Here is a 20574-nt window from a genome sequence, read left to right as displayed (position 1 = left end):
CGCCTGGCCTCCCCTAGATGAGGAGAGTTGTGCCAGGCAAGGCCCGCGTACACGAGCTCGCGAAAGAGCTCGGCATCACCAGCAAGGACGTTCTCGCGAAGTTGAAGGAACAGGGCGAGTTCGTCAAGTCCGCGTCATCCACGGTCGAGGCGCCCGTCGCCCGCCGTCTCCGTGACGCGTATGCGCCCAAGGGCGCCAAGAAGCCCACCCCCGGTCCGTCGGCGCGCCCCGGCCCGCCGGCCGCCAAGCCAGGGCCCGCCGCCCCGAAGCCCCCCGCGCCTGCCCAGCAGGCTCCGGCGGCCCAGGCGGCGCCCGCTCCGGCCGCTTCGGCTCCGGCTCCGGCACCCCAGCAGCAGGCGCCCGCGGCGTCGAAGCCGGCCACCCCGGGGCAGCGCCCCGGCCCCCGGCCCGGCCCGCGTCAGCAGCCCGCCGCGCCCGCACCCGAGGAGCAGGTCCCGGCCGCCAAAGCCGAGGCACCGGCCACTCCGGCCGCTCCGAAGCAGGACACCCCGGCCACGCCCCCCGCGGGCGGCACCGGTTCGGTCGTCCCGCCGAAGCCGCAGGGCCCCAAGCCCGGCGGTCCCAAGCCCGGCCCGCGCACCCCGCGCGTCGGCAACAACCCGTTCGGCGTCGGTTCCGGCGCCCCGCCGCGTCCGCAGGGCCCCCGCCCCGGTGGCGGCCAGGGCGGCGACAACCGGCCCCCGCGTCCCGGCGGTGGCGCCGGCGGTGACCGTCCGGCCCCGCGGCCGGGTGGTGGAGCCGGTGGCAACCGGCCGAGCCCGGGCAACATGCCCCCGCGGCCGAACCCCGGCATGATGCCGGGCCGCACGCAGCGCCCGGCCGCCGGTCCCGGTGGCGGCGCTCGCGGCGGTCCCGGTGGCGGCGCCCGTGGCGGTCCTGGTGGCGGCGCCCGTGGCGGTCCCGGTGGCGGTGGCGGCGGCGGTTTCCGTGGCGGTCCCGGTGGCGGTGGCGGCGGTGGCGGCTTCCGTCCTGGTGGCGGCGGCGGTGCCGGTGGCGGCTTCCGTCCTGGTGGCGGCGGTCCTGGTGGCGGCGGCGGTGCCCCGGCCGGTGGCGGCGGCTTCCGTGGCGGCGGTGGCCGTGGCGGCCCCGGTGGCCGTGGCGGTACCGCGGGTGCCTTCGGGCGTCCCGGTGGTCCCTCGCGCAAGGGCCGCAAGTCGAAGCGGCAGAAGCGCCAGGAGTACATGGACAACATGCAGGCGCCCAGCGTCGGCGGCGTCCGCCTGCCCAAGGGCCAGGGCGAGACGATCCGGCTGCCGCGCGGTGCCTCGCTGACCGACTTCGCCGAGAAGATCGACGCCAACCCGGCTTCGCTGGTGCAGGTGCTCTTCCACCTCGGCGAGATGGTCACCGCGACGCAGTCCGTGTCGGACGACATCCTCGAGCTGCTCGGCGGCGAAATGAACTACCACGTTCAGGTCGTCAGCCCCGAGGAGGAGGACCGCGAGCTGCTGGGCACCTTCGACATCACCTACGGCGACGACGCCGGTGGCGAAGAGGACCTGCAGATCCGGCCGCCGGTCGTGACCATCATGGGTCACGTCGACCACGGTAAGACCCGCCTGCTCGACACGATCCGGAAGACGAAGGTCCGCGAGAGCGAGGCCGGCGGCATCACGCAGCACATCGGTGCGTACCAGATCGAGACCGAGCTCGAGGGCAACCCGCGCCTGATCACCTTCATCGACACCCCGGGTCACGAGGCGTTCACCGCCATGCGTGCCCGTGGTGCGAACTCGACCGACATCGCGGTGATCGTGGTGGCGGCCGACGACGGTGTGATGCCGCAGACGGTCGAGGCGATCAACCACGCGCAGGCCGCCAAGGCCCCGATCGTGGTCGCGATCAACAAGATCGACAAGGAAGGCGCGAACCCGGACAAGATCCGGCAGCAGCTGACCGAGTACAACCTCGTGGCCGAGGAGTACGGCGGCGACACGATGTTCGTCGAGATCTCCGCGCGGCAGAACATCAACATCGACGGTCTGCTCGAGGCGATCCTGCTGACCGCCGACGCCGCTCTGGACCTCCGGGCCAACCCGGACATGGAGGCCCAGGGTGTCGCGATCGAGGCGCACCTCGACCGCGGCCGCGGCCCGGTGGCCACCGTCCTGGTCCAGCGCGGCACGCTGCGCGTCGGTGACTCGGTCGTGGCGGGTGACGCCTACGGCCGCGTCCGCCGGATGGTCGACGAGCACAACGTCGACGTCACCGAGGCGCTGCCGTCGCGTCCCGTCCAGGTCATCGGGTTCACCTCGGTGCCGGGTGCGGGCGACACCTTCCTGGTGGTCGACGAGGACCGCGTCGCCCGGCAGATCGCCGAGCGCCGCTCCGCCCGGACGCGCAACGCGCTCAACGCGTCGCGTCGCAAGCGGGTCAGCCTCGAGGACCTCGACTCCGCCTTGAAGGAGACGAACAGCCTCAACCTGATCATCAAGGGTGACAACTCGGGTACGGTCGAGGCTCTCGAAGCCTCGCTGCTCCAGCTGGACGTCGGCGACGAGGTCGAGCTGAACGTGGTCCACCGCGGTGTCGGTGGCGTGACCGAGTCGGACATCGACCTGGCGACCGCGTCCGACGCGATCGTCCTCGGGTTCAACGTCCGCGCCCAGGGCAAGGCGACCGAGCGGGCCACCCGCGAGGGCGTCGACGTCCGGTACTACACGGTCATCTACCAGGCGATCGACGAGATCGAGCAGGCCCTCAAGGGCATGCTCAAGCCGGAGTACGAAGAGGTCGAGCTGGGCCGCGCCGAGGTCCGCGAGGTCTTCAAGTCCTCCAAGATCGGCACGATCGCGGGTTGCCTGGTCATGTCCGGCGAGATCCGGCGCAACGCCCGGGCCCGTCTGCTCCGCGACGGCACCGTCGTGGCGGAGAACCTGCCGATCAGCTCGCTGCGGCGGTTCAAGGACGACGTGGTCGAGGTCCGCGAGGGCTACGAGTGCGGTCTGACGCTCGGTTCGTACGGCGACCTCAAGGTCGGCGACGAGATCGAGACGTACGAGCAGCGCGAGAAGCCCCGCGCGTAAGGACGATCGACACCGGGTGTGCGTTCTCGCGCACACCCGGTGTCTCCCTACTACACCCCCCAAACTGCCTATGTACGTCGGAGCTCTCGAGCTCGACATCCTGCTTGGCGACGTCCATTCGCTGAAGCAGAAGCGATCCGTGGTCCGTCCGGTGCTGGCCGAGGTGCGCAAGCGCTTCGCCGTGTCGGTGGCCGAAGCCGGGCACACCGATTTGCACCGCCGGACCCTCATCGGGGTGGCCGTGGTCGCCGAAGGTGGCGAGCACGTCCGGGACGTGCTCGACTCGTGTGAGCGGTACGTGGCGAGCCGGCCGGAGTTCGAACTGCTCTCCGCCCGCCGGCGGCTGCTCGGTCCAGACGATTAGATTTTCTAGGAGAACGACATGGCTGATCCGGCTCGGGCTCGCAAGCTCGCCAAGCGGATCTCGCAGATCGTCGCGTCCGCGATCGAACACGAGGTCAAGGACCCCCGGCTGGACTACGTGACCATCACGGACACGAAGGTCACGGGCGACCTGCACGACGCGACGGTGTACTACACGGTGCTCGGCGAGAAGCTGGACGTCCCCCCGGACTTCGCCGGTGCGGCCGCCGCGCTCGAATCGGCGCGCGGGGTGCTGCGCACGAAGGTCGGCCAGGGCACCGGGGTCCGCTACACGCCGACGCTGACCTTCGTCGCCGACACGATTCCCGAGGAGTCGAAGCGGATCGAGGACCTCCTCGCCAAGGCCCGCGAGGCCGACGCGGAGGTCGCGCGCCGCGCGACCGGTGCCCAGCACGCGGGCGAACCGGATCCGTACAAGGCGCCTCGCGAAGACACCGAAGACGCCGAAGACGACGAGTTGGCGGAGGAGGAGAGCCGGGGCTGACCCCGTGCTCTCCCGCCGCGGCGTGCTCGCCGGCAGCGCACTGGCGCTGCTGGCGGGCTGCTCGTCTTCGCCGTCCGGGCCGCCGCCCGGCCCGCCCGCGGTGCCGGCCCCGACCGGTCCGTCGCCGCTGCACGACCCGGTGACGGTCCAGCGGATGCGCTCGGCGGCCCGGGGCGCGGACGTCGAACTGGTCCTGATCACACCCGAAGGTGTCCCGGCCTCGGGTCTGCCGGTGGGCCTGGCCCTGCACGGCCGCGGCGCCCGGGCCCGCACGTTCCTGTCGCTGGGCGTCCCGGCGCTCCTGACAGCGGCGGTCCGCGCCGGCACGCCGCCGTTCGCCATCGCGGCGGTCGACGGCGACCACTACTGGGTCGACGTCGGTACCGGCGACGACCCGCAGCGCATGCTCACCGACGAAGTCCCCGGCTGGCTGGCCGCCCGCGACCTGCGCCCGGCTTCGGCGGTGTTCGGCATTTCCATGGGCGGCTTCGGCGCGTTGCGCTTCGCCCGCACGCACCCGGACCTGAAGGCGGTGGCCACGGTGAGCGCGGCGCTGTTCGTCAGCTGGCCGGACGCACGCAGCCGCAAGGTGTTCGCGGACGAAGCGAACTGGCGGGCTGCGGAACCCTTGCTGCACAAGGAAGATTTGCGTCCCGACGGCCTCGGCGTGTGGTGCGGCGAGTCGGACCCGTTCCTGGGCGCGGACCGCCGCTTGGTGAAGGCGGTTTCGCCACGGGTGTCCCGGTTTTCCCCGGGCGGGCACGATGACGAATACTGGCGTGGCGTACTGCCCGAAGTCCTGAAGTTCGTGGGGGAGCGTCTGTCGTGAGTGATTCGGGGCTGTCCAAGGCCGTCTGGACCGACGCGGACTTCGCGACCATGGGCTGGCACGACTGCCGCGTGCACGCGGTGAGCGTCGTCGAGTACGAGGACGACACGGTGCCCGCGACGCGGCTGCTGCTGGACCTGGACTACATCGTCCGCTGGGTCGACCCGGCACCGCGGCAGAAGCACTTCACCTTCTGGGTCGCCCCGTCGACACTGGTGTTCGAGCAGGCCTGGGACATCACCGGCGAAATCGGCCCGCTGTACGACTGCCTGGAAATTTCGGACCTGAACCGCCTGGACCCGCCGGACGACCGGCCGTACCCGAGGTGGCACCTCGCCGGGCACACGTTCGACCTCAAGTTCCGGGCCCGTGGCTTCCGCCAGTACGTGCGCACGGCGCCGCAGCACGTCGACCGGCAGGTCCTGACCATGACCGAACGCGGTGGCTTGAGCTTCGCCGAGCAAGCCTTCGCCTAAGCCCGCGCGAACAGGATCGCCTGCGCTACCTCGGCTTCCTGGCTGAGCAGCCACTCCGCCTCGATCGTGAACCCGGCTTCCCGCACCCGCCGGGCCAGCCACCACGGCTGCCGGAGGTGGATGTGCACCCGCATCGGGTGCCCGCCGTAGCCCTGGGTCTTCAGCCGGGTTCCCGCACCCACGTGGTAGCCGATCACCAGCAGGCCGCCCGGCCGCAGCACCCGGTGGAAGTGCCCGAGCACGCCCGGCACGTCGTCGTCCGGGACGTGGATCAGCGACCAGGACGCCAGCACGCCCGCGACCGACGCGTCGGGCAGCGCGAGGTCCGTCATCGACCCCACCTCGAACCGCAGCTCCGGGTGCGACCGGCGGGCCAGGTCGATCATCCCCGGCGACAGGTCGATGCCGGACGCGTCGACACCCAGCGAAGCGAGGTACGCCGTGAAGTGCCCCGGGCCGCAGCCGACGTCCACCGCGGGCCCGTCGACCTGCGAGGCGAACAGCGTCAGCGCCGCCCGCAGGTACGGCTGCTCTTCGAGCGCGTCCGACACGAATTCCGCGTAGCTCGAAGCCACCGTGTCGTAGGAGGTGCGGGTGTCCGCAAGCCACGTCATCGCGCGCGCAGACCGTCGAGGACCATGCCGAGCGCACGCCGCCAGTCCGGAGTGGCGGTCGCCGCGGCGAACACGATCGCGAGGTCGGGCCCCCGGAAGTCCGTTCGCAACGCGCCGGCCTCCTGGGCGCGGGAAATGATCCGGTGCATCCGGGAACCGTTGGCCTGCTTCGCTTTTTCCAGCTCCGACCCCGGGTCGAACGTCCGCGAGCACACTTCGGTGAAGCCGCGGTCGGAGACCTGCATCTGCACCGAACGCTCGAGGAACAAGACGAAGCCCTCCCACGGGTCCTCGCACGCGAGGGCCTCGTCCAGCACGGCCTGAGCCTCTTCCAGCGTCGGCAGGAACGTGGCTTCGACAAGGTCCGCCCGCGTCGGGAAGCGGTTGTAGAGGGTGCCGATGGCGACCTCGGCGCGTCGCGCGATCTCGTCGAGCGGGGCGTCGACCCCCTTGGCACCGAACACTTTCCGCGCGGCCGCGACCAGCGCCTCGCGGTTGCGCCGGGCGTCCGCGCGCAGGGGACGTTGCTCGACGGTCACACCCCGGAGTATAGCCGGGGCGTGACCGCCGCCCGGTGCACGGCGAAGCGCTTTGTCGACCGCCCTCAGCGCCGCCGGATCAGGGTGATCCCGTCCGGTCAGGACGCGGGCTTAACGGCCACCACGAGATCGCGCAGGATGGCCTGGTCCACCCGGTGGGCGAACTCCTCCCACGGCCCACCGGACCGGACGTCGAGCCCGGCCTTCCGCAGCACCTCGACGAGCTCTTCGCGCGGCAGCACCGTCGTGTTCCACGAAATGCCGAGCGCTCCGCCGGGCTTCAGCACCCGCGTCCACACCGGGATCGCCGCCGCGAGCAGGTCGCGCGGGCTTCGCTGGAGGCCCGTCTCGCGGTGGCTGCCGTGCTGGACGCCGTACGGTGCGTCGGTCACGATCACGTCGCAGGAGTTCGCCCGCAGCACCTCGTCGGTGGTGAGGGTGTCGGCGTTGAAGTAGGTGAGCTTGCGGGTGTCGCCCGCTTTGTACGCTTCCTTGTCCAGCGCGTACTCGATGTCGAGCCGCCGTCCGAGCCGGGCCTTGTTGCGCCGCAGCGGGCCCGACTCGGCGGTGTGCTTCACGCGCTTGTTCCGCAGCCACGTCTTGATGAACGCCTCGTACGCCTCGAAGTCCTTGGCGTCGACGTCCAGGCCGGTCGCGTGCAGGCCGTACATCATCGCCTGGTTCAGCGTGGTGCCGCGGCCGCACAGCGGGTCCAGCAGGTACTTCGGCTTGTCCGAGAACGGGTCCGCGGTCGCCATCAGCGTGACGTTCACCAGCAGCTTGGTGAACAGCTCGTTCGTCTTGCCCGCGTACTTCTGGATGGTCAGCAGGTCCGAGTCGGCCTTCGCCAGCGGTGTCACCTGCACCGGACGGAGGACGCCGTCACCTACCTCGAACAGCGCGTACAGCGACGAGAGGTTCGACAGGAGCGCGAGGTCGTCCTCGCCCAGGGCCGCCGAGCTCGTGAAGCGCACGTAGCCGACGCCGCCGAACTCGGCCTCCTCGATCGCGGACAGCTCGGCCGCCAGGCCCGCGCCGAACACCGCCAGCTCGGCGCGCAGCAGCGCGGGGGAGGAGGCGGCGTAGACCCGGTTGGCCGAGGGGTAGACCAGCATCGCGTACTCAGGCATCCCGCAAAGCGTAGCGTGACGCACCGTGACCCCTACTTCGGCGCAGGACATCCGGGACGCGGCCGCGCTGCTCGCGTCGGCCACGGACGTGACGATCCTCGGCCACGTGCGGCCCGACGCGGACGCGCTGGGCAGCGCGCTGGCCCTCGGCCGGGCACTGCGGCAGCGCGGTGCCCGCGTGCGCGTGTCCTTCGGCGAGCCCGACGAGGCCCCGGAGACGCTGCGGTGGCTCGACGAGGACAGCCTGCTCACTCACCCGGACGCGCTGCCGGACTCCGAAGCGCTGCTCGTCTGCGTCGACACGCCGACGCCGAAGCGGCTCGGCCGGCTCGCCGGGCGCGTCGAGCTCGCCGGCGCGGTGCTGGTGATCGACCACCACGCGACCAACACGTTCTACGGCACCTGCCACGTCGTCGACGAGAGCGCCGAGGCCAGCGCCGTCCTGGTGTTCCGCGTCCTGGACGAACTGGGTGCCGAGCTGGACGAGCCGATCGCGCGCGGGCTCTACGCGGGGATCGTCACCGACACCAGCGGGTTCCGCCGGGCGAGCCCCGAGACGCACCGGATGGCGGCCCGGCTGCTGGAAGCGGGGGCCGATCCGGAAGCGATCGTGCGGCGGATCGTCGACGAGCGCCCGTTCGCCTGGCTGCCGATGCTCTCGGCCGTGCTCCGCGAGGCCCGGTTGGAGCCGGAAGCGGCGCAGGGACGGGGTTTTGTGCACGCGGTGGTCCCCTTGGAAGCGGCGCGCACGGTGCGTGGCGAAGAGGTCGAGTCGGTCATCGACGTCGTCCGCTCGGTGCGCGAGGCGGCCGTCGCGGCGGTGCTCAAAGCGGACCCGGCGCAGCCCGGGCAGTGGCAGATCTCGTTGCGCAGCATCGGGATCGACGTCTCCGCGGTGGCGGCCGAGTTCGGCGGCGGCGGGCACCGGCAGGCCGCGGGCTGCACGATCGCCGGCTCCGCCGCTGAGGTCGTTGCCGGTCTCCGGGACGCCTTGGAGCGCGCCCCGCTGCTGTAGCGACGTCGCGAATGACTCATTCGGGACCTGTGAGGTCCCCAATGAGTCGTTCGCGGCACTGCGTCGGCCGGCGGCGGCGGAAAGTTCCCGGGTTCCCGCCGGTCAGGACGGTCGGTGGCGGCGGTTAGAGTCCGGATCGTGGTGAACGTGGAGGAGACCGAGCGGGTTCCGGCGAAGCGCGTGCTGGGCCTGGCCGTGCCCGCACTGGGGGTGCTGGCCGCCGAGCCGCTGTACGTGCTGGTCGACACGGCGGTGGTCGGTCACCTCGACGCGCTGTCGCTGGCCGGGCTCGCCCTCGGCGGGGTCGTGCTGGCCCAGGTGTCGAGCCAGCTGACGTTCCTGTCGTACGGCACGACGTCCCGCACCGCCCGGCTGCACGGCGCCGGCCGCCGGGCCGACGCGGTCCGCGAAGGCGTCCAGGCGACCTGGCTGGCGGTCTTCGTCGGGCTCTTCGTGCTGGCCGCGGGGCAGCTGCTGGCCTGGCCGATCGCGCGGGTCCTCTCGGGTGACGGCGAGATCACCGCCGCGGCGGTGTCGTGGCTGCGGATCGCGTTGTTCGGGGCGCCGCTGATCCTGGTCACCATGGCGGGCAACGGCTGGATGCGCGGGGTCCAGGACTCCGCGAAGCCGTTGCGGTACGTGCTGGCGGGCAACGGGATCTCGGCCGTGCTGTGCCCGGTTCTCGTGTACGGGGCCGACCTCGGCCTCGAGGGTTCGGCGATCGCGAACGTCGCCGCGCAGGTGATCTCGGCGGTGTTGTTCTTCGCGGCGCTGGCCCGCGAAAAGGTGGGTCTGCGGCCGGACTTCAAGGTGATGCGCGCCCAGCTCGGCCTCGGCCGCGACCTGGTGCTGCGCAGCCTGGCGTTCCAGGCGTGCTTCGTCTCGGCGGCGGCCGTCGCGGCCCGGACGTCGACCGAGGCGGTCGGCGCCCACCAGGTGGTGCTGCAGCTGTGGACGTTCCTCGCGCTGGTGCTGGACTCGGTCGCGATCGCGGCGCAGTCGCTGGTCGGGGCGGCGCTCGGGGCGGGCGCGGCCCGGCGGGCGCGCGGGGTGGCGTCGCAGATCACCGGGTACGGGCTGCTGCTGGGGTGTTTCCTGTGCGTGCTGTTCGCGGCGCTGTCGTGGGTGCTGCCGCACGCGTTCACGTCCGACCCGGGCGTGCTGGCGGAGATCCCGCACGCGTGGTGGTTCTTCGTGGCCCTCCAGCCGATCGCCGGAGTGGTCTTCGCCCTGGACGGCGTCCTCCTGGGCGCGGGCGACGCGGCCTTCCTCCGCAACGCGACCCTGGGCAGCGCGGCGCTGGGTTTCCTGCCGCTGATCTGGGCGTCCCTGGGCTTCGGCTGGGGCCTGACGGGCATCTGGACCGGCCTCTCGCTGTTCATGGTCCTCCGCCTGGCGGCGGTCCTGGCCCGCTGGCGTTCGGGCAACTGGGCGGTGACCGGCGCCACCCGCCCCGCCTGAACCCGCAACCGCCGTGATCAGCTCCGTATCACGCGAGATGCCCCTCCAATCACGCGTGATGCCCGCCCAATCACGCGTGATGCCTCTCTGAGCACGGGTGATGGCGGTTACCTGTGGTGAAAACCACCCGGGTCGCGGCTATGGTTCACGGTTGCTTAGGGGATACAAGTAGTAGGGACGGCAGCGCAGGCGTCCGGACGAACGAACGCCGAAACCCTGGAGGAACCCGTGCCCGCCATCGGCCGCGCCACCGCCCGGTCCTGGCTGATCTGGCTCGCCGCCGTCACCGTCTACCTCCTCGCCGTCTTCCACCGGACGTCGTTCGGCGTCGCCGGGCTGCAGGCCGCCGAGCGCTTCGGCGTCGGCGCGGCCGCGCTCGGCACCTTCACCGTCCTCCAGGTCGGCGTCTACGCCGCGATGCAGATCCCGACCGGCGTCCTGGTCGACCGCTACGGTCCCCGCCGCGTCCTCACCGTCGCCGTGCTGATCCTCGGCGCGGGCCAGCTCCTGCTCGGCCTCGCGCACTCCTACGGCCTCGGCCTGCTCGCCCGCGGGGTCCTCGGCCTCGGCGACGCCCTCACGTTCGTCAGCGTCCTGCGCCTGGTCGCGGCCCACTTCCCGGGCCGCCAGTACGCGCTGCTGACGTCGTTCACCGCGGCCGTCGGCTACATCGGCAACCTCGCCGCCACCGTTCCGCTGTCGCTGGTGCTCGACAGCGCCGGCTGGACCCCCACCTTCCTGGCCGTCGGCGCCGTCACGGTCCTCTACACCCTGGTCGTGACGCTCCGGGTCCGCGACGTCCCGGCCGGCACCCCGGAGCCCGTCCGAGGCGAAGTCCGCCCCCGCGAGCTCGCCCACCAGGTCGCCGAAGCCTGGCGGACGCCGGGGACGCGCCTGGGTTTCTGGGTCCACTTCAGCACGATGTTCGCCCCGAACGCCCTGACGCTGCTGTGGGGCGTCCCCTGGCTGGTCCAGGGCCAGGGCCAGTCGAAGGCCACGGCGAGCGCGCTGCTCACGGTGTTCGTCTTCGGCTCGATGGCGGGCGGCCCGCTGCTGGGCGGCCTGATCGGACGGCGCCCGTCGCTGCGGATGCCGCTGGTCGGCGGCTACATCGGCGGCGCCGTGCTGATCTGGGCGGTGCTGCTGGGCTGGCCGGGCCAGGTGCCCGTGCCGGTGCTGGTGCCGGCGTTCGCGCTCCTCGCCCTCGGCGGCCCGGCGTCGATGATCGGCTTCGCCCTCGCCCGCGACTACAACCCGCTCAGCCGCGTCGGCACGGCGACCGGCGTGGTGAACGTCGGCGGCTTCGTGGCGACGACGATCGCCGCACTCGCCGTCGGCGTGCTCCTGCAGTGGACCGGCGGGAACTTCCGCGTCTCGCTGCTGGCGATCATCGCCATCCTCGCGCTCGGGACGTTCCGCCTGCTGGTGTGGTGGCGCCGCACCCGCGCCCACCTGTTCCTCGCCGAGGCCCGCGGCGAGGAACTGCCGGTCCGCATCACCCGCCGCCGCTGGGACGCCGCCCTCCCCGAGACCCCGATCGTCGCCGCCTGACCCGAGCGGCCTGATCACCCGCGCGGGGGAACCAGCCAGCACAGGCAGAAGGGGTGCCCGGCCGGGTCGGCGTACACCTGGAAGTCGTCCCCGGACGTGCTGCCCGCGGCCGGCTTCAGCATCGTGGCGCCGAGCGCCATGACCGCTTCGTGCGCCTCGGCGAAGTCCTCGACCCACAGATCGAGGTGCACCTGCTGCTTCGACGGCCCGTCCGGCCACTGCGGCGGCGTGTGGTCCGGCGCGAGCTGCACGCCGACCCGCGGCGCCCCGTCCACCAGCACCATGTGCCAGTCGCCGTCCTCGTCCACCTCCCCGCCGAGGACCCCGGCCCAGAAACGGCTCTCGGCGGCGAGCTCGGCCGCGTCGAAGGTGACGACCTGGTGTCTGATCCGCATGACCCCACCCTGCCCGACCCGGAGCTTTCACGTGAAAGCTCCGGGCCGGGCGGGGAAGTGACCGTCGTCCGTTCCACGACAAGCGGCCGCTAGGGTTTGCCGCGTGTCGAGCCCCAAACCGCCCCGCCGTCCCGCCCCGCCTCCCGGCCTCCTCATCGTCGACAAGCCCGCCGGTATGACGTCGCACGACGTCGTCGCCCGGGCCCGCCGGATCATGGGGACCCGCAAGGTCGGGCACGCCGGCACGCTCGACCCGATGGCGACGGGGGTGCTGGTGCTCGGCATCGAGCGCGCCACCAAGCTCCTCGGCCACCTGGCCCTGGACCGCAAGACCTACCTGGCCACCCTCAGCCTCGGCAGCAGCACCACCACCGACGACGCCGAGGGCGAAGTCCTGACGCAGGCCGAGACCACAAAAACGACGGACGAAGACATCACCCGAGGCATCGCCAAGCTCACCGGCGACATCCAGCAGGTGCCCAGCGCGGTCAGCGCGGTCAAGATCGACGGCAAGCGCGCCTACGCCCGCGTCCGCGCCGGCGAGGACGTCGTCATCCCGGCCCGGCCGGTCACCGTCTACCGCTTCGACGTCCTCGGCGTCCGCCACGAGGAGGACCACATCGAGGTCGATGCCGTCGTCGAGTGCTCGTCCGGCACCTACGTCCGCGCGCTGGCCCGCGACCTCGGCGCCGACCTCGGCGTCGGCGGCCACCTGAAGGCCCTCCGGCGCACCACGGTCGGCCCCTTCACCCTCGCCAAGGCGAGGACCCTCGACCAGCTGGAAGAACAGCCGGAACTGAGCCTGGACCTCGACGCCGCCGTCGCCGCGGCCTTCCCGCGCCGCGACCTCGACGCCGCGACGGCAAAAGCGGTCCGCCACGGCCAGCGCATCCCGGCGGCCGGCGTCGAAGGCACCTACGGCCTCTTCGGACCCGACGGCCGGGTGCTCGCGCTGGCCGCCGACGAACAGGGCGTGTCCCGCGCGGTTGTGGTGTTGCTGCCCGCCTAGGGTGGGCTCGAGAGACGGGAGTGCGACGTGCTGCGGTGGCGTGGGCTGGGGGACCTTCCCGGCGGGTGGGGCCGGTGCGTGGTCACCATCGGCGTGTTCGACGGGGTGCACCGGGGGCACCAGGAGCTGATCAGCCGGACGGTGGCGGCAGCGGCCGAACGCGGCCTGCCGAGCGTCATGCTGACGTTCGACCCGCACCCGTCGGAGGTGCTGCGCCCGGGCAGCCACCCGGCGCAGCTGACGACGTTGCGGCGCAAGGCCGAGATCGTCGAGGGCCTCGGTGTCGACGTCTTCTGCGTGCTGCCGTTCACCCTCGAGCTGTCCCGGCTGCAGCCGGAGGAGTTCGTGCACGAGGTGCTGGTCGACCGGCTGCACGCGGCCGCGGTGATCGTCGGCGACAACTTCACCTTCGGCGCCAAGGCGGCCGGCGACGTCGAGCTGCTCCGCACCCTCGGCCGCCGGTTCGGCTTCGCCGCCTTCGGCGCCGAGCTGCAGGGCAAGGAACTGTCCGAAGAGGACCAGTCGGCGATCACCTTCTCGAGCACCTACGTCCGGTCGTGCATCGACGCCGGGGACGTGGTCGCCGCGGCCGAAGCGCTCGGCCGCCCGCACCGCCTGGAGGGCATCGTCGTCCGCGGCGACGGCCGGGGCCACGAGCTCGGCTACCCGACGGCGAACCTGTCGACGCCGCGCTTCGCCGCCGTCCCGGCCGATGGCGTCTACAGCGCGTGGTTCACCCGTTCGGCCGATCCGGTGCGCCGGTTGCGCGCCGCGGTCTCGGTGGGCACCAATCCGACGTTCTCCGGGCGCGAGCGGACCGTCGAGGCGTTCGTCCTCGACGTCGACGAGGACTTCTACGGCCAGCACGTGGCGATCGACTTCGTGGCGCGGCTGCGCGACCAGGTGCGGTTCGCCGATTCGGCCGGGCTGGTCGCGCAGATCGACGAGGACGTCGTCGCGACGAGAAAGGCACTGGAGGTGCCCCCGGACGCCCCTGCCGGGGGCGAATAGGGGATTACGCGTTCGCGCACGTGACAGCGATGGCAAGATGCTCACGGACGGTGTGCGCGAAGGAAAAACAGGGGAGCGGAAGACTGGTGGAGGACCACAAGATCGTCCAGCGCAACATCGCGTTGCAGCGCGAGTGGTACGGGGAGCCGCTCGGTGACCGCGTGCGCCGGCTCGTCGTCGCGTTCGACGTTTCGCAGGCGTTCCTGGCCGAGGTCCTCGGGATCAGCGCCCCCATGCTCAGCCAGGTGATGAGCGGGCGGCGGGCGAAGATCGGCAACCCGGTCGTGCTGGCCAGGATGATCATGCTCGAGCGCAAGATCCTGGTCCCCGAGGTCGCCGCGGGCAACCGCGACGCGATGCTGGCCGCGATGGAGGACGTCCGCGACTCCCGCCCCACCGTCGGCCGCGACAACATCCCGGTGGTCAACGAAGACCAGAAGGTCCTCGCCTACCTGCGCGACCTGGCCGAGGACGAAGACCTGGGCGAGGCCGCCAAGCGCCTCGACGACGAGTTCCCGGCCATCGCCGACCTGCTCCGCCGGGCGGGCAACGGCGCCTGATGCCGGTCCTGTTCAGCGCGCTGCTCCCGCCGGACGACGTCGTCGAAGCGATCACGGCGGCCGTCGGAACCACCGGCCAAGGCCTCCGCTGGGAGCCGCCGGAGCGCTGGCACGTCACCCTCGCCTACTACGGCCCGGACGACGTGGAGTCCCGCGCCGCCTGGCTGGGCGAGCGGCTGGCCGGGCGCCCGGCGATCGACGTCCGGCTGGAAAAGGCCGCGACGTTCCCCGGGGTGCTGTGGTTGACTGTCGCCGGAACGGAGCTGACGCCGCTCGCGCACGCCGCGGGCGCCGACGCCGAACCGAGGCCCTACCGGGCCCACCTGACGCTCGCGCGGTTCCCCCGGGAAGAACCCGGGCTCGCCGCGCGTTGGACCGAAGAGCTCGCCGGCTTCGCGAGCCGGAGCTGGCAAGCCACCGAGGTGGCGCTGATGGCCAGCGAACGCGAGCCGGGTGGTCCCCGGTACCGGGTGGTCCGTGCCTTCGGGCTGGACGGCGCCTGAAGGCCCTGTTCAGCGGGCTGGTAACCTCACGAGCGGGTCCGGCTGCAGTCCGTGGCGGCCGTGACCGTCTTCCCGGCGTGCATCCACGCCCGGGGCCGCACGGCACTGATTATCTCGAGGAGCAACACAAGTGGCGCTGTCCACCGAAGAGAAGAAGTCGATCCTTGCCGAGTACGGCGTGCACGACTCGGACACCGGATCCCCCGAGGCCCAGGTGGCGCTGCTCACCAAGCGCATCGTCGGCCTCACCGAGCACCTCAAGGCTCACAAGCACGACCACCACTCGCGTCGCGGGCTCCTGCTGCTGGTCGGCCGTCGCCGCCGGCTGCTGAACTACGTGATGAAGGTGGACATCGAGCGTTACCGTGCGCTGATCCAGCGCCTCGGCCTGCGCCGATAGCTGCAACCGAGGGGGAGTGACCGTCCTGGTCGCTCCCCCTCGCTGCAGGAACAAGATCAACCGGCGCGAGCGCGCACGAGGGTTTCCTCCGCCGGTCCTCGGTAGTGGTTCCCGGGAAGTGTCCCGGGAGCTTCGATCGAAGACCGGCCTCATTCCTCGAGCGTCCTCAGCGAAATGGGTCCCAGGGTGGGAGACTCGCGTCGTACGAAGGAACTAAAGAGGAGATACACCCTATGACCGACTCCACCGGAGTCACCGTGCACGAGACCGAAGCCGTGATCGACAACGGCCGGTTCGGCACCCGCACCGTCCGCTTCGAGACGGGCCGCCTGGCCAAGCAGGCCGCCGGCGCCGTCGTCGCGTACCTCGACGAAGAGACCATGCTGCTCTCCGCGACGACCGCGTCGAAGCACCCGAAGGACCACTTCGACTTCTTCCCGCTGACGGTGGACGTCGAGGAGCGCATGTACGCGGCCGGCCGCATCCCCGGCGCGTTCTTCCGCCGCGAGGGCCGCCCCTCGACCGACGCGATCCTGACCTGCCGCCTGATCGACCGGCCGCTGCGCCCGTCGTTCACCGACGGTCTCCGCAACGAGATCCAGGTCGTCATCACCGTCCAGAGCCTCAACCCGGACGACCCGTACGACGTGCTGGCCATCAACGCCGCGTCGGCGTCGACCCAGATCGCCGGCCTGCCCTTCTCCGGCCCGGTCGGCGGCGTCCGCGTCGCACTGGTCGAGGACCAGTGGGTCGCGTTCCCGACCTGGTCGCAGCTGGAAAAGGCGACCTTCAACATGGTCGTCGCCGGCCGCATCGTCGGTGACGATGTTGCGATCATGATGGTCGAGGCCGAGGGCACCGAGCACACGCTCGACCTGATCGCCGCCGGCGGCAAGGCACCGGACGAGGTCTCGGTCGCGCAGGGCCTCGAGGCTTCCAAGCCGTTCATCAAGGTGCTGTGCGAGGCCCAGCAGCAGCTGGCCGACGTGTCCGCCAAGCCGACCGGCGACTTCCCGGTCTTCCTGGCCTACGAGCAGGACGCCTTCGACGCCGTCGCCGCGATCGCGACCGACGACCTGGCGAACGCGCTGCAGATCGCCGGCAAGCAGGACCGCGACGCCGCGACCGACCAGGTCAAGGCCGCCGTGCTGGAGAAGGTCGGCATCGGCGAGGGCGAAGCCTTCGAGGGCCGCGAGAAGGAGATCGGCGCCGCGTTCAAGGCGCTGTCCAAGAAGATCATGCGCAAGCGCGTCCTGACGGACAAGATCCGCATGGACGGCCGTGGCCTCACCGACATCCGGTCGCTCGCGGCCGAGGTCGCCGTGATCCCGCGGGCGCACGGCTCGGCGCTGTTCGAGCGCGGCGAAACCCAGATCCTGGGCGTCACCACGCTGAACATGCTTCGCCTGGAGCAGCAGATCGACTCGCTGTCCCCGGAGACGCACAAGCGCTACATGCACCACTACAACTTCCCGCCGTTCTCCACCGGCGAGACCGGCCGCGTCGGTTCGCCGAAGCGCCGCGAGATCGGCCACGGCATGCTCGCCGAGCGCGCCCTGGTGCCGGTGCTGCCGAAGCGGGACGAGTTCCCGTACGCGATCCGTCAGGTCTCCGAGGCGCTGGGCTCCAACGGCTCGACCTCGATGGGCTCGGTCTGCGCGTCCACCATGGCGCTGTACAACGCCGGTGTGCCGCTGAAGGCGCCGGTCGCGGGCATCGCGATGGGCCTGATCTCCGACGAGGTCGACGGCGAGACCCGCTACGTCGCGCTGACCGACATCCTCGGTGCCGAGGACGCCATGGGCGACATGGACTTCAAGGTCGCCGGCACCAAGGACATCATCACCGCCCTGCAGCTGGACACGAAGCTCGACGGCATCCCCTCCGAGGTGCTCGCCGCCGCGCTGAAGCAGGCGAAGGACGCTCGTCACACCATCCTGGAGGTCATCGCCGAGGCGATCGACAGCCCGGACGAGATGAGCCCGTACTCGCCGCGCGTCACCAGCGTGAAGATCCCGGTGGACAAGATCGGCGAGGTCATCGGCCCGAAGGGCAAGATGATCAACTCGATCACCGAGCAGACCGGTGCCGACATCTCCATCGAGGACGACGGCACGATTTACGTGGGCGCGGCCGACGGTCCGTCGGCGGAGGCGGCGATCGACCTGATCAACGCCATCGCCAACCCGCAGCTGCCCAAGGTCGGCGAGCGCTTCCTCGGCACCGTGGTGAAGACGGCCGCGTTCGGCGCGTTCGTCTCGCTGCTGCCGGGCAAGGACGGCCTGGTGCACATCTCCAAGCTGGGCAGCGGCAAGCGGATCAACAAGGTCGAAGACGTGGTCAACGTGGGCGACAAGCTCCGCGTCGAGATCGCCGACATCGACAACCGCGGCAAGATCAGCCTGATCGTCGTCAAGGAAGACGACGCTCCGGCCACGGCCGCCGAGGGTGACGCGCCGGCTGCCGACGCCGAGACGGCCGACGCCAAGTAACACCAGTTCCGTCGAAGGCCTCCTGACCGCGGTGGGGGTCGTGAGTGGTAAAGCGGGTTCTAACCCGCCTTACCACTCACGACGCCGGCGGCAGGGGGCCTTCGCGGCATCGTGAGTAAGGAACCCATGGCACGGCAGGTTTCCGGGCACGAGCAGCCCGTCGGCACCACCCGCACGCTGGAGTCCACTCCGGACGGTGCGGTCGTCAAGCGCAGCGTCCTGCCCGGCGGGCTGCGCGTGATCACCGAGCACGTTCCCGCGTCCCGCTCGGCCACGGTCGGGCTGTGGGTCGGCATCGGCTCCCGCGACGAGCCGGGCGCCGTCGCCGGTGCCGCGCACTACCTCGAGCACCTGCTGTTCAAGGGCACGAAGCACCGCGACGCCACGCAGATCGCCGAGGAGATCGACGCCGTCGGCGGCGAGTTCAACGCCTTCACGGCGAAAGAGCACACCTGCTACTACGCGCAGGTGCTCGACGCGGACCTCCCGCTCGCCATGGACCTGGTCACCGACGTCGTGTTCGAGGCGCTGTGCACCGACCGCGACATGGACATGGAGCGCAGCGTCGTCCTCGAAGAGATTTCGATGCGCGACGACGACCCCGAGGACCTGCTGCACGAGACGTTCGTGACGGCCATCCTCGGCGACCACCCGCTCGGCCGTCCGGTGCTCGGCACCGAGAAGTCGATCGTGGAAATGTCACCGGCCGCCCTGCGCAACTTCTACAAGCGCCGCTACACGCTGCCGCGGATGGTCCTCTCCGTGGCCGGCAACATCGACCACAACCAGGTGCTGCGGCTGGTGCGCAAGGCCCTCGGCGAGCGCCTGACCGGCACCGCGACGCCGGTCGCGCCGCGCGAGGGCCGCGCCCGGATCAAGACCGTGCCGAAGCTGGCCCTGCACACCGACGACACCGAGCAGGCGCACGTGATGCTCGGCCTGCGGTCGCTGTCGCGCCACGACGACCGTCGCTTCGCGCTGTCGGTGCTGAACGCGGCGCTCGGCGGCGGGATGTCGTCCCGGCTGTTCCAGGAAATCCGCGAGCAGCGTGGGCTGGCTTACCAGGTGTATTCGTCGGTCGCGAGCTACGCCGACACCGGGCACATGGCCGTGTACGCGGGCTGCCAGCCGGAGAAGCTCGGCGACGTCGCCGGCGTCATCCGTGAGGTGCTCGACAAGGTCGGCGTCGACGGCCTGACCGCGGCCGAGGTCGCCCGCGCGAAGGGCCAGCTGCGCGGCGGGATCGTGCTGGGCCTGGAGGACACGTCGTCGCGGATGTCGCGGATCGGCAAGAGCGAGCTCAACTACGGCCGCTACCTCAGTGTCGACGAGACGATCGCCCGCATCGACGCCGTCACCACCGAGGACGTGTGTGCGCTCGCTCGCACTTTGTTCGCGCGGCCGGGCGGGGTCTCGGCGGCGGCGGTCGTCGGGCCGTACGCTCACGCCGACGACCTTCCTGACGACCTGCACGAGGTGATCGCTTCATGACCGTCAACGTCGGTGTGCTCGGTGCGCGCGGCCGGATGGGTGCGACGGTGGTGAACGCCGTCGAAGGCGCTTCGGACCTGAAGCTCGTCGCGGCGCTGGACGCGGGCGACGACTTCGCGCCGCTGGCCGACGCCCAGGTGGTCGTCGACTTCACCCACCCCGACGCCGTGATGGACAATCTGAAGTACTTGGTGGAGCACGACATCCACGCGGTCGTCGGCACCACCGGCTTCAGCGAGGACCGGCTGGCGGCGTTGCGGGCGCTGCTGGAGCCGAAGCCTTCGCTGGGCGTGCTGATCGCGCCGAACTTCGCCCTCGGCGCGGTTCTGGCCATGCGGTTCGCGGCCCAGGCGGCGAAGTTCTACGCCTCCGCCGAGATCATCGAGCTGCACCACAACCGCAAAGCCGACGCGCCTTCGGGCACGGCCGCGCACACCGCCCGGATGATCGCCGCGGCTCGCGCGGAGGCGGGCGTGACCCCGGGCCCGGACGCGACGACGGCCGAGCTGGACGGCGCCCGCGGCGCGACGGTCGAGGAAGTCCGCGTGCACTCGGTCCGCCTGCCGGGCCTGGTCGCGCACGAGGAGATCCTGTTCGGCGGCGAGGGGGAGACCCTGACGATTCGTCACGACTCCCTCGACCGGACGTCGTTCATGCCGGGCGTGCTGCTCGGCGTGCGCGAGGTGCTGAAGCGCCCCGGCCTGACGGTCGGCCTGGAAAACGTCCTCGACCTGTGAGGGCCCGAAATGTGGCGCTGCTGCTGACGGCGGCGCTGATCGTGTACCTGTTCCTGCTGGCGGACCGGGCGTTCGCGCTGTTCAGGACGGGGACGGGTGTCGGTATTGCGCTGGGTGCCGGCGTGCTGCTGCTGCCGGTCCTGGGCATCTGGGTTGTGGTGATGACCTGGCGCAACGGCCTGCAGGTCCAGCGCTTGTCCCGTCGCCTGGACGCCGAGGGCGAGCTCCCGGACGTCTCGGACCTCCCGCGCCGCCCTTCGGGCCGCGTCGATCGCGAGGCGGCCGACGCGTGGTTCGAGCAGCGCCGCGCGGAAGTCGAGGCCGACCAGGGGAACTGGCGGGTCTGGTACAAGCTCGCGTACGCGTACGACATCGCCGGTGACCGGCGCCGGGCGCGCGAGACGATGAAGAAGGCCGTGGAATTGGAAGCCGCCGACCGCTGAGTT

The 20574-nt window shown here is 71.4% G+C and carries 21 protein-coding genes; 17 read left to right on the top strand and 4 right to left on the bottom strand.

Features of this window, described 5'->3' with window-relative positions:
• Positions 1-29: 29 nt before the first annotated feature.
• The 5 genes from infB (at position 30) to Q5425_RS41300 (ending at position 5220) form a co-directional block, all read left to right on the top strand.
• Positions 30-3047, top strand: coding sequence for a translation initiation factor IF-2 (gene infB / locus Q5425_RS41320; protein WP_308677855.1), 3018 nt, complete (start codon positions 30-32; stop codon positions 3045-3047).
• Positions 3048-3117: 70 nt separating this feature from the next.
• Complete coding sequence (locus tag Q5425_RS41315) at positions 3118-3411, top strand: DUF503 domain-containing protein (protein ID WP_308677854.1); 294 nt, start codon at positions 3118-3120, stop codon at positions 3409-3411.
• A gap of 18 nt (positions 3412-3429) precedes the next feature.
• Complete coding sequence (rbfA, locus tag Q5425_RS41310; protein WP_308677853.1) at positions 3430-3915, top strand: 30S ribosome-binding factor RbfA; 486 nt, start codon at positions 3430-3432, stop codon at positions 3913-3915.
• A gap of 4 nt (positions 3916-3919) precedes the next feature.
• Complete coding sequence (locus Q5425_RS41305; protein ID WP_308677852.1) at positions 3920-4744, top strand: alpha/beta hydrolase-fold protein; 825 nt, start codon at positions 3920-3922, stop codon at positions 4742-4744.
• Positions 4741-5220: a hypothetical protein gene (locus Q5425_RS41300; RefSeq protein ID WP_308677851.1), complete on the top strand. Its 480-nt coding sequence runs from the start codon at positions 4741-4743 to the stop codon at positions 5218-5220. The genes Q5425_RS41305 and Q5425_RS41300 overlap by 4 nt, the downstream gene beginning before the upstream one ends.
• Here the strand turns inward: Q5425_RS41300 and Q5425_RS41295 are convergent.
• From Q5425_RS41295 to Q5425_RS41285, 3 genes are all read right to left on the bottom strand, one after another.
• Positions 5217-5834, bottom strand: a complete 618-nt coding sequence (locus tag Q5425_RS41295) for a class I SAM-dependent methyltransferase (RefSeq protein WP_308677850.1) — start codon at positions 5832-5834, stop codon at positions 5217-5219. The genes Q5425_RS41300 and Q5425_RS41295 overlap by 4 nt on opposite strands.
• Positions 5831-6373 (bottom strand): helix-turn-helix domain-containing protein, encoded by a 543-nt coding sequence (locus Q5425_RS41290; RefSeq protein WP_308677849.1) that lies wholly within the window; start codon positions 6371-6373, stop codon positions 5831-5833. The genes Q5425_RS41295 and Q5425_RS41290 overlap by 4 nt, the downstream gene beginning before the upstream one ends.
• A gap of 98 nt (positions 6374-6471) precedes the next feature.
• Positions 6472-7503 (bottom strand): SAM-dependent methyltransferase, encoded by a 1032-nt coding sequence (locus Q5425_RS41285; RefSeq protein ID WP_308677848.1) that lies wholly within the window; start codon positions 7501-7503, stop codon positions 6472-6474.
• Positions 7504-7528: 25 nt separating this feature from the next.
• On the opposite strand from Q5425_RS41285, the gene Q5425_RS41280 reads away from it, so the two are divergent.
• The 3 genes from Q5425_RS41280 (at position 7529) to Q5425_RS41270 (ending at position 11530) form a co-directional block, all read left to right on the top strand.
• Complete coding sequence (locus tag Q5425_RS41280) at positions 7529-8518, top strand: bifunctional oligoribonuclease/PAP phosphatase NrnA (RefSeq protein ID WP_308677847.1); 990 nt, start codon at positions 7529-7531, stop codon at positions 8516-8518.
• Positions 8519-8659: 141 nt separating this feature from the next.
• Positions 8660-9979: an MATE family efflux transporter gene (locus Q5425_RS41275; protein ID WP_308677921.1), complete on the top strand. Its 1320-nt coding sequence runs from the start codon at positions 8660-8662 to the stop codon at positions 9977-9979.
• A gap of 228 nt (positions 9980-10207) precedes the next feature.
• Entirely contained in the window at positions 10208-11530 is a 1323-nt protein-coding gene (locus Q5425_RS41270) for an MFS transporter (RefSeq protein WP_308677846.1), read from the top strand.
• A gap of 14 nt (positions 11531-11544) precedes the next feature.
• Here the strand turns inward: Q5425_RS41270 and Q5425_RS41265 are convergent, their stop codons facing one another.
• The gene (locus Q5425_RS41265) at positions 11545-11925 is read right to left on the bottom strand and encodes a VOC family protein (protein WP_308677845.1); all 381 of its coding nucleotides are present in this window, start codon (positions 11923-11925) and stop codon (positions 11545-11547) included.
• Between the two features lie 103 nt (positions 11926-12028).
• Between Q5425_RS41265 and truB the strand changes: the two genes are divergently transcribed.
• The 9 genes from truB to Q5425_RS41220 all read left to right on the top strand — a co-directional run bounded on the left by truB (position 12029) and on the right by Q5425_RS41220 (position 20571).
• Positions 12029-12934: a tRNA pseudouridine(55) synthase TruB gene (gene truB, locus Q5425_RS41260; RefSeq protein WP_308677844.1), complete on the top strand. Its 906-nt coding sequence runs from the start codon at positions 12029-12031 to the stop codon at positions 12932-12934.
• A gap of 27 nt (positions 12935-12961) precedes the next feature.
• Positions 12962-13945: a bifunctional riboflavin kinase/FAD synthetase gene (locus Q5425_RS41255; protein WP_308677843.1), complete on the top strand. Its 984-nt coding sequence runs from the start codon at positions 12962-12964 to the stop codon at positions 13943-13945.
• 86 nt (positions 13946-14031) lie between these two features.
• The gene (locus Q5425_RS41250; RefSeq protein WP_284749483.1) at positions 14032-14505 is read left to right on the top strand and encodes a helix-turn-helix transcriptional regulator; all 474 of its coding nucleotides are present in this window, start codon (positions 14032-14034) and stop codon (positions 14503-14505) included.
• Positions 14505-15008, top strand: a complete 504-nt coding sequence (thpR, locus tag Q5425_RS41245) for an RNA 2',3'-cyclic phosphodiesterase (RefSeq protein ID WP_308677842.1) — start codon at positions 14505-14507, stop codon at positions 15006-15008. Before Q5425_RS41250 ends, thpR begins: the two co-directional genes overlap by 1 nt.
• A gap of 130 nt (positions 15009-15138) precedes the next feature.
• Positions 15139-15408, top strand: coding sequence for a 30S ribosomal protein S15 (rpsO, locus tag Q5425_RS41240; protein WP_003084034.1), 270 nt, complete (start codon positions 15139-15141; stop codon positions 15406-15408).
• Positions 15409-15641: 233 nt separating this feature from the next.
• Complete coding sequence (locus Q5425_RS41235) at positions 15642-17900, top strand: polyribonucleotide nucleotidyltransferase (protein WP_308677841.1); 2259 nt, start codon at positions 15642-15644, stop codon at positions 17898-17900.
• Positions 17901-18026: 126 nt separating this feature from the next.
• On the top strand, positions 18027-19391 hold the full coding sequence (locus Q5425_RS41230) for a pitrilysin family protein (protein WP_308677840.1): 1365 nt from the start codon (positions 18027-18029) through the stop codon (positions 19389-19391).
• Positions 19388-20128: a 4-hydroxy-tetrahydrodipicolinate reductase gene (dapB, locus tag Q5425_RS41225; protein ID WP_308677839.1), complete on the top strand. Its 741-nt coding sequence runs from the start codon at positions 19388-19390 to the stop codon at positions 20126-20128. The genes Q5425_RS41230 and dapB overlap by 4 nt, the downstream gene beginning before the upstream one ends.
• The gene (locus Q5425_RS41220; RefSeq protein ID WP_308677838.1) at positions 20125-20571 is read left to right on the top strand and encodes a tetratricopeptide repeat protein; all 447 of its coding nucleotides are present in this window, start codon (positions 20125-20127) and stop codon (positions 20569-20571) included. The genes dapB and Q5425_RS41220 overlap by 4 nt, the downstream gene beginning before the upstream one ends.
• The last annotated feature ends 3 nt before the right edge of the window (positions 20572-20574 follow it).

The sequence above is a fragment of the Amycolatopsis sp. A133 genome, from assembly GCF_031082405.1.
Taxonomy (GTDB): Bacteria; Actinomycetota; Actinomycetes; order Mycobacteriales; family Pseudonocardiaceae; genus Amycolatopsis.
This window is presented reverse-complemented; position numbering and strand designations above follow the sequence as displayed.